This is a genomic window from Actinoplanes sp. NPDC051494 (assembly GCF_044454705.1).
In the GTDB taxonomy this organism is placed as follows: domain Bacteria; phylum Actinomycetota; class Actinomycetes; order Mycobacteriales; family Micromonosporaceae; genus Actinoplanes.
In genome coordinates, this window is the sequence record NZ_JBITDZ010000010.1 from 358,302 (window position 1) to 368,047 (window position 9,746).

8 protein-coding genes are annotated in these 9,746 nt (G+C 70.6%); 4 read left to right on the forward strand and 4 right to left on the reverse strand.

Annotation, left to right across the window (positions count from 1 at the left end):
- Positions 1–22 precede the first annotated feature (22 nt).
- Positions 23–721, forward strand: a complete 699-nt coding sequence (locus ACIA6A_RS31035; RefSeq protein ID WP_396101497.1) for an SDR family NAD(P)-dependent oxidoreductase — start codon at positions 23–25, stop codon at positions 719–721.
- A gap of 18 nt (positions 722–739) precedes the next feature.
- On the opposite strand, the gene ACIA6A_RS31040 is transcribed toward ACIA6A_RS31035, so the two are convergent.
- Entirely contained in the window at positions 740–2,287 is a 1,548-nt protein-coding gene (locus ACIA6A_RS31040; protein ID WP_396101498.1) for a methyl-accepting chemotaxis protein, read from the reverse strand.
- Between the two features lie 154 nt (positions 2,288–2,441).
- On the opposite strand from ACIA6A_RS31040, the gene ACIA6A_RS31045 reads away from it, so the two are divergent.
- Positions 2,442–4,652 (forward strand): IPT/TIG domain-containing protein, encoded by a 2,211-nt coding sequence (locus ACIA6A_RS31045; protein WP_396101499.1) that lies wholly within the window; start codon positions 2,442–2,444, stop codon positions 4,650–4,652.
- 3 nt (positions 4,653–4,655) lie between these two features.
- On the opposite strand, the gene ACIA6A_RS31050 is transcribed toward ACIA6A_RS31045, so the two are convergent.
- Both ACIA6A_RS31050 and ACIA6A_RS31055 read right to left on the reverse strand, forming a co-directional pair.
- Positions 4,656–5,561, reverse strand: coding sequence for a proteasome assembly chaperone family protein (locus tag ACIA6A_RS31050; protein ID WP_396101500.1), 906 nt, complete (start codon positions 5,559–5,561; stop codon positions 4,656–4,658).
- 85 nt (positions 5,562–5,646) lie between these two features.
- Positions 5,647–7,239 carry a methyl-accepting chemotaxis protein gene (locus tag ACIA6A_RS31055; protein ID WP_396101501.1) on the reverse strand — a complete coding sequence of 531 codons (1,593 nt, stop codon included), beginning with the start codon at positions 7,237–7,239 and terminating at the stop codon, positions 5,647–5,649.
- A gap of 155 nt (positions 7,240–7,394) precedes the next feature.
- Here ACIA6A_RS31055 and ACIA6A_RS31060 point away from each other — a divergent pair, with 155 nt between their 5' ends.
- Positions 7,395–8,102 carry an EcsC family protein gene (locus ACIA6A_RS31060; protein WP_396101533.1) on the forward strand — a complete coding sequence of 236 codons (708 nt, stop codon included), beginning with the start codon at positions 7,395–7,397 and terminating at the stop codon, positions 8,100–8,102.
- Positions 8,103–8,166: 64 nt separating this feature from the next.
- Entirely contained in the window at positions 8,167–8,778 is a 612-nt protein-coding gene (locus ACIA6A_RS31065) for a hypothetical protein (protein WP_396101502.1), read from the forward strand.
- On the opposite strand, the gene ACIA6A_RS31070 is transcribed toward ACIA6A_RS31065, so the two are convergent.
- Positions 8,748–9,611, reverse strand: coding sequence for an NAD-dependent epimerase/dehydratase family protein (locus ACIA6A_RS31070; RefSeq protein ID WP_396101503.1), 864 nt, complete (start codon positions 9,609–9,611; stop codon positions 8,748–8,750). The genes ACIA6A_RS31065 and ACIA6A_RS31070 overlap by 31 nt on opposite strands.
- Positions 9,612–9,746: the final 135 nt, after the last annotated feature.

Sequence of the window (9,746 nt, forward strand, 5' to 3'; positions counted from 1 at the left end):
TCACCCGGCACATGATGGTCGCATGACCATCACCTTCATCACCGGAGCCAACAAAGGCCTAGGTTACGAGACCGCCCGCCGGCTCGTCGCGCAAGGGCACACCGTGCTGCTCGGTGCCCGTGACGAGAAGGCCGGCACCGCGGCGGCCGGGGAGCTCGGCGCCCGCTTCGTCGCGATCGACGTCACCGACGACGCCTCGGTCGCGGCCGCCGCCGCGGACGTCGAGCGCCACGAGGGTGCCATCGACGTGCTGATCAACAACGCCGGCGTGCACGGCCCGGCCGGCGACCCGAGCGCCCTGACCGGCGCCGACGTCCTCGGCGTGCTCGACGTCAACGTGGCCGGCGTGGTGCGGACCACCACGGCGTTCCTCCCGCTGCTGCGGCGCTCGGCCGACCCGGTGATCGTCAACGTCAGCAGTGCGATGGGTTCCCTGGAGGCCACGCACGACCCGGCCCGGCCCGAGTCGCACTACCTCGCACCGGTCTACACGGCCTCCAAGGCGGCCCTGACCATGCTGACGACCCAGTACGCGAAGGCGCTGACAGACATCCGGATCAACGCGGCCGACCCCGGATACACGGCGACCGACCTCAACGGCAACAGCGGCCCGCAGACCGTCACCGAGGGCACCGATGCCGTCGTCGGCCTCGCCACCGAGGGCCCGGGCCACGGCTCCGGCCGCTTCGTCGACCGCGACGGCGAGATCACGTGGCCCTGACCGTACGGGAGGGTTGATTCAGAACTGCAGTGCCTGGGCCATCCGGGCCTGCTCCTCGAGCACCTCGTTCATCCGGGCCTGCACGGCGTCCATCTGACCGATCGTGTCGCTGGTCGTGAGGATGCCGGCGGAGACCGTACGCGCGCTGCTCTGGATGCCGGTGATCTGTTCGGAGACCTTCTGGGTCGCCTCCGCGGTCTCCCGGGCCAGGTCCTTGACCTCGCCGGCGACCACCGCGAAGCCGCGGCCGACCTCGCCGGCCCGGGCCGCCTCGATCGTCGCGTTCAGGGCGAGCAGGTTGGTCTGGTCGGCGATCGAGGAAATGATCTTGATGACGTCACCGATCGCGGTCGACGCCTGGCCGAGCGCCTCGACCTCCTGGGTCATGTCCGACGCGCGGGCGACCGCGTCCTGGGCGACCCGGGTCGCGTCGTCGCTGGCCGAGCGCAACCGGGAGATGGTGTCCATCAGCGCGCGGGAATTCTCGGTCGAGGTCTCGTTGCCGCGGACGATGTCGAGGCGCTGGGAGACGAGTTGCTGCACGTTGCGCAGGGCCGAGGCGCGCGAATCCGAGAGCTCGATGTACGCGGTGGTGAAGAAGTCCATCGTGCCGATGATCCGGCCGTGGCTCAGGATCGGGAAGCAGACCCCGGAGCGGACCCCCGCGCGCTGGGCCGCGGGGGCTCGTACGCAGTCGGTCAGCTCGCCGATGTCCCGGACGAAGACGAGGTCCTTGGCCCGCCACGCCCGCCCCGACAGGCCCACGCCCTCGGCGAACGTGGCGGCCAGGGTGACCTTGCGGAACTCGTCGCCGGCCGAACCCGACTCGACCTTGAACTTCAGCATGTTGTCGCTGTCGTCGATCTCCCAGTACGACCCGTACGCCCAGCCGAACGCGGTGCGCACCGCGTCCAGGGCGATCCGCAGCGTCGCATGGGAGTCGGAGGCGTCGCCGAGCGCGGTGACCACGTTCGTCACGGCGAGCCGGTCGTCGGCGACCTGGCGCAGCTCGGCGGCGGCGAGCGCGGTGAACCGGGCCTGCTCGGCGATGCGGGCGATGGACGCCCACTTCTCGCTGCGCGGCCCGTCGATGTACAGCGGCTCCGCGGAGAAGTACTCCAGCACCGCGATGATCTTGTTGTCGCGCAGCACCGGGGTGACCACGGCGGCGTGCATGCCCTGGCGCGCGGCGGCCTGGCAGCGCAGGCAGTCCTCGCAGCGGGTCATGTCGTCGACGTACACCGACTGCTTGGTGCGCACCGCGCGGCCGACCAGCCCGACATCGGCCGGCACCGGCTTGCCGTTGATGATCGTCTGCATCTCGCGGACCAGCGTGCCGGTCTCGTAGGTGACCGTCATCTGGCCGGTCCCGGTCGGCAACCAGACTGCACCGTAGCTGAAGTTGTGCGAGCCCACGGTGCTGTCGACGGTGATCTGCCAGGCCGCCGCCTCGTCCTGCGCGTTGCCCAGGTCGACGATCAGCTTCTCGAGGCTCTCGACATCGCGAGGAATCGCGCGAGCCGCCTCGTTCTTGCTCTCCGACGACCGCGATCGGAATGAGACCACCACGAACTCCTGTCACTCGTCACCCGTACGGGTCCCCTCATCATCGGACAGCGGGGATGTCCGACGCGGCGGAATGCCGGAAACCTGGGGTTGATCGTCGCCCGGGCCTCAAGGGGCGCGGCGCGGAACCGATTGGTCCCGCATGGAGAGCCGCATGCTGCGCGACACCCTGGTGGTCCTGCTCGTCACCGTTCTCGGGCTCCTCACCGGGGCGCACCCGAGTGCTGCCGCGGCCACGGCGGACGTGCCCATGCCCCAGGACGGCGCGGCGGCCGACGGTACGCCCGGAGCTCCCGAATACGACCCCTGGGACGAAGACGCCGCGATCGAGGAGAGCAACCCGCACGTCGGTGGCTACATCGCCAACACCGAGCGGTACGTGGCGACCCCCGGGACCGCGCACACCGACGGGTTGCCGGCGAGCGTCGACCTGCGGCCGTACGCGCCGGCCGTCGGGGACCAGGGTTCGATCGGGCAGTGCGTGGCCTGGACGATCTCGCGCAACCTCATGGGCTACTTCGCGAACCGGTCCGGAGCGGTCGACTCGCCGTACGCGCCGCTGTTCCTGTACATGCGCAACGTCGTCGCCGGCGGCGCGCCGAGCCGGGGCCTGAACCCGGACAACGTGCTCGCCAACCTCAAGGCCAACGGCGTCGACAGCCAGGACGACTACTTCCAGGGCACCAGCAACTACAAGGTGGCCCCGACCCCGGCGCAGATCGCCAACGCCGGCAACTACAAGATCCCCGGCTGGACCCGGCTGTGGAGCGGCACCAACCAGGGCGACAACGCGCAGACCGTCATCGAGCAGGCGCTCGCGAACAACACCCCGGTCGCGATCGGCTTCTCGGTCTACCAGGACTTCATGGACCTCGGCCCGCACAGCCTGTACTCGACCACCAGCGGCACCAGCCTCGGCGGCCACATGGTCACCGCGTTCGGCTACGACAGCGAGGGCGTCTACCTGCGCAATCAGTGGGGGACCGGCTGGGGCAACAACGGCGACGCCAAGGTCTCGTGGAGCTTCATCGAGACGGTGGTCTCCGGCGCGTACACCATCTCCGGCGTCTCCGCCCCGGGCTCGTCGGTCGCGGTGACCCCGCAGGTCACCGCGCTGTCGACCAGCAAGGGCGCGGCCGGCACCGCGGTCACCGTCACCGGCGCCGGCCTGGCCCGGGCCACCGGGGTCCAGTTCGGCGGCACCACGGCCACGTTCTCCAAAAACACCGCCAACGGGGTGACCCGGCTGCTGGCCACGGCCCCCGCCCGCAGCGGCGGTCAGGTCGACATCACGGTCACCAACCCGGCCGGCACCAGCGACACCAGCGGCACCGCCGACGACTTCACCCTCACCCAGCCCGCCCCCACGCTGACCGTGATCTCACCGAGCACCACCAGCCAGAGCGGCGGTGCGAGCATCACGCTGTCCGGCACCAACCTCACCGGCGCCACCGCGGTCAAGGTCGGCACCGACACGGTCGCGCCGGAGTCGGTGACCGCCACCGCCGTCACCTTCACCGCCCCGGCGCACAACCCCGGCAACGTCCCGGTCTCGGTCACCACCGGCGGCGGCACCAGCGCCAACCGCTACCTCACGTACGTCGCGGGCAGCGTCCCCACGCTGTCCCGGCTGTCCCCGGTGAACGGCGCCTCGACCAGGACCATCACGGTGATCGTCACCGGCACGAACCTCAGCAACATCCGCTCGGTGAAGCTGGGCTCGACGACGCTGAGCTACACGGTCGTCAGTTCCACGTCGCTCAAGGCGTTCGTCAAAGCCCGTACCGTCGGGAAGGCTCTGCTGGTCGTGACCACCGCGGCCGGCGTCAGCAACTCGCTGCAGTACGAGGCGGTGAAGCCCGCGAAGCCGGTCATCGCCACGCTGAGCCCGGCGACCGGCCTGACCACCACGTCGACCGCGGTGACCGTCAACGGCACCGGCTTCACCTCGGCGACCCGCCTGTCGATCGGCGGCCGGGCGATGTCCTTCACCCGGGTGTCGGACACCCAGCTGCGCTTCACGGCACCGGCCCGGCGCGCCGGCAAGGTCCTGGTCGTCGTGGTCGGGCCGGGCGGCACCAGCGCCGGCAAGGCCTTCACGTACGCCACGAGCGTCGCGCCGCAGCTCACGTCGCTGAGCCGGGCGATCGGCAGCACGACGAAGATGACCACGACGACGGTCAACGGGCGGTACCTGAGCAAGGTCACGCTCGTCACCGCGGCCGGCAAGCGGGCCAGCTTCAAGCGGGTCAGCGACACCCGCCTGACCCTGACCCTGGTACGGCACGCGGCCGGCAAGGTCGCCATCGTGGCGTCCTCGTCCGGCCGCAGGAGCGGTCCGCTCTACTTCACGTACGTCAAGTAACCGCTATTCGCTGTCACGCGCCTGCTCGGCCAGGAACCGCTCGAGCTCGGCACCGAGCTCGTCCGCGCTGGGCAGGTTGGGGCCCTGGTCGGCGAGCAGGTTGCCCTCGCGGCCGCGCAGGAAAGCGTCGTACTGTGCCTCGAGCGAGGTGACCAGCCGGCCGGCCTGCTCGTCGTCGGCGACCTGCTTGTCGACCTCCTCGCGGACCTCGCCGGCGGCCTCGTGCAGGGCCGCGGTCGGCAGCACCAGGCCGGTCGTGTTCGCCACCGACTCGATGAGCAGCTCGGCGGCGGCCGGGTACGTGGTCTGCGCCAGGTAGTGCGGCACGTGCGCGGCATAGCCCATGGCGTCGTGGCCGGACTGGCCGAGGCGGTACTCCAGCAGGTTGCCGACGCTGGCCGGGACCTGCACCCGCTGCAGCCACGACTCGTGCTCGCCGAGCAGGCGCTGCTCGGTGGCGTGCGCGGTGACGCTGACCGGGCGGGTGTGCGGCACTGCCATCGGGATCGCGTTGAGCCCGACGCTCAGCGACACCCCGAACCGGTCGATGAGCCCGCGGACGGCCTTGATGAACCGCTCCCACTGCAGGTCCGGCTCCGGCCCGGCGAGCAGCAGGAACCGCGTGCCGGTGAGGTCCTTGACCAGATGCAGGGCGAGGCTGGGCTCCTCGTAGCTCTCCCAGTGGTCCTCGACGAACACCATCGCGGGGCGCCGGGACCGGTAGTCCATGAGCTGGTCGACGTCGAAGGTCGCGATGACCTGATTCTCGAAATGCTCCAGCAGATGTTCGCGGGAGAGCTGGATCGCACTCCCCGCGTCGACGAACCCCGTGAGTGCCTGGACGAGCACCACACCGTCCAGCTCAGGCAGGTCGTCGGCCAACTCGTAGAGCCCGTGTGGGTCGAGCACGCTGCGGACCTCCTCAAGACAACGCCCGTACGCCGGGCATTGTCGTTGCAACAACCGGCCGCCCGGGTTCATTCCGTACGGTCATTCAGACGCGGAATTGTGCCACGAGAGACTGTAGTTCGTCGGCCAGGCGGGACAGTTCCGTGGCTGTCCGCCGGGACTCGGCGACCCCCTGGTTGGTGCTTTGCGCGGCCTCGGCCACGTCGGTGATGGTCCGGGCGATCTCGGTGGAACCGCTCGCCGCCTCCGCGACGCTGCGGCCGATCTCACTGGTCGTCGCGGTCTGCTCCTCGACCGCCGACGCGATCGTGTCCGAGTACGCGTTGATCCGCTCGATGACCTCGGCGATCTGCGCGATGGCCTCGACCGCGGCATCGGTGTCGGTCTGGATGGCCTGGATCCGGGTGGAGATCTCCTCGGTGGCCTTCGCGGTCTCCTGCGCCAGGTCCTTGACCTCGCTGGCGACCACCGCGAAGCCCTTGCCGGACTCGCCCGCGCGGGCGGCCTCGATGGTGGCGTTGAGCGCGAGCAGGTTGGTCTGCTCGGCGATCGAGGTGATCACCTTGACGATGTTGCCGACCTCCGCGGAGGAGACCCCCAGCTTGGCGACCGTGGTGTTCGCCGACTGGGCCACCTCGACCGCACCGCGGGCGACCCCGGCGGCGTCGGCGGCGCTGGAGGCGATCTCGCGGATCGACGCGGTCATCTCCTCACTGGCCGCGGCGACCGTGTCGACGTTGCTGCTCACCGTGCCGGCCGCGGCCGAGACCAGGTCGGCGCGGGAACTGGTCTGCTCGGCGTCGTTGGCGATCCGGTCGCTGACCTTGCTCATCTCCTGAGCGGAACCGGCCAGCGTGGTGCTGCTGCCGGTGATCCGGGAGATGGTGCCGCGCAGCGTGGCGGTGGCCCGGTCGAGCTGGGCGCCCATCCGGCCGATCTCGTCGCGCGACCGCAGGCCGGCGTTGCGGGTCAGGTCGCCCTCGGCGATGCCGTCGATCACCTCGGAGACCACCCGCAACCGGCTGACGATGCCGCGGGCGATGGCCAGACCGAGGGCCGTGGCCAGCACCAGGCCCACGACCAGCACCACGATCACGATGGTCCGGGCGCTGCGGTAGGTCGCCCCGGACGCGGCCAGCCCCTTCTGCGCCTCGGTGGTCTCCTGCTCGGTGAGCTGCGACAGGTTGTACTTGAGCCGGGTCATGGCCGGCACCACCTGCTTGTCGCGCGCGTCGCCGATCGCGTCCTGATCGCCGGTGTCGGACGTCTTCAGGTAGGCGTCGCGGGCGATCTTGTACTTGTTCCACAGCTCGATCGTCTGATCCATCAGCCCGGCGTTGACGGTGGTCGAGCGGTAGGCGGCGTTGTCCTGCTCGATCGTGGCGTCGAGCGCCTTGATCTGGGCGAGGATCCCGGGGGTGGGCGTCTGCCCGTAGGACAGACCCAGCGCGTGCATCGAACCGACGTCGGAGGTGATGCTGCCGAGCTGGTTCGACGAGACGAAGCTGTTTTTGTAGAGGCTCACCACGGCGTTGTTTAGGGTCCCCATCCTCAGCACTGCCACCACGCCCACCGCGGCCGCCACGAACGTCAGCGTCGCCACGATGATGAGGATCTTGGTGTTCAGCGACCGGTTCTCGATCCAGTGGGCGACCGGGTTACGGAGCACGGAAGGCATTTGTTCACTATCGGGCGTCGGCGTCACGGCCGTGGGCACAATGGGTGAAGCACCGTGTGACGAGGTGGCAGCACAAAGTTTCCGCTGCCCGGAACGTGCGTGCACGTGCAGATGCAAGGCACAATGAGATCAGGTTCCCTTCGTCCCCCGGAGCGATCGTGAACGATTCAGCCGTGCCCCCTTCCCCCTCAGCGCCGCCGCCCTCCTCGGTTCCGCCCCTCGACGACCCTGGCCCGCCCGGATCCCTCTGGACCCGGATGAAAGCCGACCCGCAGTACGCACCGGAACACCTCGCGCTCGAAGCCGTCCGCCGCCTCGGCCCGGAAGCCCGGCACTGGGCCGAGCAGTCCCGTCTCGATCAGCCCGGCGTCACCCCCGAGGACCTCGCCCAGCAGGCCATGCGCCGCTTCACCCACTACGCCCGGCTGTCCGGGGCCGTCTCCGGTGCCACCGGCCTGCCCGGCGCCGTCGTCGACGTCGGGGTCCTCGCCTGGACCCAGTCGCGCATGGTGCTGCACATCGCCGCCGCCTACGGCATCGACCCGGCCGACCCGGAACGCGCAACCGACCTGCTGGTCCTGCAGAAGGTGCACAAGTTCGCCCAGACCGCCCGGCTCGCCCTCGGTGTCGCCGCGGGCCGCGAACGCGCCAGCCGCCTGTTCGCGGACACCACATCCCGCCCGATCAGCGGCGTCATGGTCAAACTGAGCGTCAAACTCGCGCAGATGGCCGGCGTACGCGCCGCGAAACGCATGGCCGCCAAGGTCATCCCGGGCGCCGCGGTGATCCTCGGATCCTGGGTCAACTCGGCGGCAACCAAAGATCTGGCAACCCGCACCCGGAGCTTGTACGCCACGGCCTAATCTCCCCCCACCGCCGGACGATGGGTCCCGAGTAACCAACGGGATCCACGACGGCGGGAGGCACATGGTGAAGCACCGCGCACGCTGGCTGCTGCTCCTGGCACCCCTGCTGCTGACCGGCTGCAGCATGCTCACGGGCTCCTCCTCGTCCACCGGTGCCGGCTCGGCCGGTGCCACGGCCGGGACCAACCCCACCAACCCGTGGCAGATCTACGCCCAGGGCAGCCCCACGCCGAGCCCGACCACGACCAGCGGCATCCCGCCGTACCCGCTGCCCACCGCGACGGGCTTCCTCCCCCTCACCGGCGGCGGCGCCCGGGTCACCCCGACCCCCACCTGCGGTCTCGACACTGTGCACTTCTCCCGCATCAACGCGCTCACCGTCGCCCCGGGCACCACGTCCGCGACCGCGAGCTGGTACAACGCGGGCGGCTACAACCTCGTCGAATACCGCCTCACCGCGATCAGCCAGGACCTCAGGCCCGGCCCTCAGCGCGACGTCGGCTGGGTCACCGTCAAACCCGCCACAACCTGCGGCGCCATGACCGCGACCATCACCGGCCTGGACCGCACCACCGGCTACGTCTTCTCCCTCGACGCGGTGGTCACCCGGCGCAGCGGCGACGGCACCCACGCGGGCACGGTCTACCGCTCCGGCGTGGTCCGGACCAAATAGTCGGACAACGCGGCCCGCGGCCGGTAACCCCGCTCCCACGCCCGGCCCAGGTCGAGCACCATGCCGTCGGTGAGCTGATCCACGGCATACCGGCTCAGCACCGGCGAGACGGAAGCAAGGCCCCGGACCAAACGAACCGGAACATGCCTGACGGGTACGCCGAGAGCCCGCCCCAGCACGTCGTCACGCCGATAGGGTTCGGCGTCGGCGATGTTGTAGGCGCCACCCGGCCAGCCCACCGCGGTCAGACAGGCCGAAGCCAGGTTCTCCACCGCGGTCAGGCTCATCGCCACATCAGGCCCGGGCAGCCACGCCGTCCCACCCCGCACCACCCGCCGCAGCCGGGGCAGCAGATGCCGGTCCCCGTCGCCGTACACAGCCCGGGGCCGCACCACCACCGCCCCGGCGTCGAGCGCGAGCCGCTCGCCCGCGGCCTTGGTCCGCCCATAGGCATTCCGCTGCGCGCCGACCGGGTGATCCTCCCGGACCGCGCCGTCGTAAGGCCCGGGCCGATAGACGCTGGCACTGCTGACCCACACCACCGGAACACCCCCGGCTGCTTTCAGGAGCCGCGCAGTGCCACCGACATTGACCGCACGGTATGCGGCCTCGACGACCCGGCCCGCCCGAGGATCCCCCACAGCCGCGGCCAGATGAACCACCGCGTCGGCCCCCGCAACCACCGGCACATCCCGCCCGGCATCCCACGGCACATGCGTCCCCACCGGCCCAGGCCGCCGCCCGAGACAGACCACCTCATGCCCAGCAGCGGCGGCCAGCCGGGCCACAGCCGCCCCACAGAACCCCGAAGCCCCGGTAACCACCACCCTCACCAGCCCACCCCACTCACCCTCGTCACCGCGCCGGCCTTCGTCACCGCGCCGGCCTTCGTCACCGCGCCGGCCTTCGTCACCGCGCCGGCCTTCGTCACCGCGCCGGCCTTCGTCACCGCGCCGGCCTTCGTCACC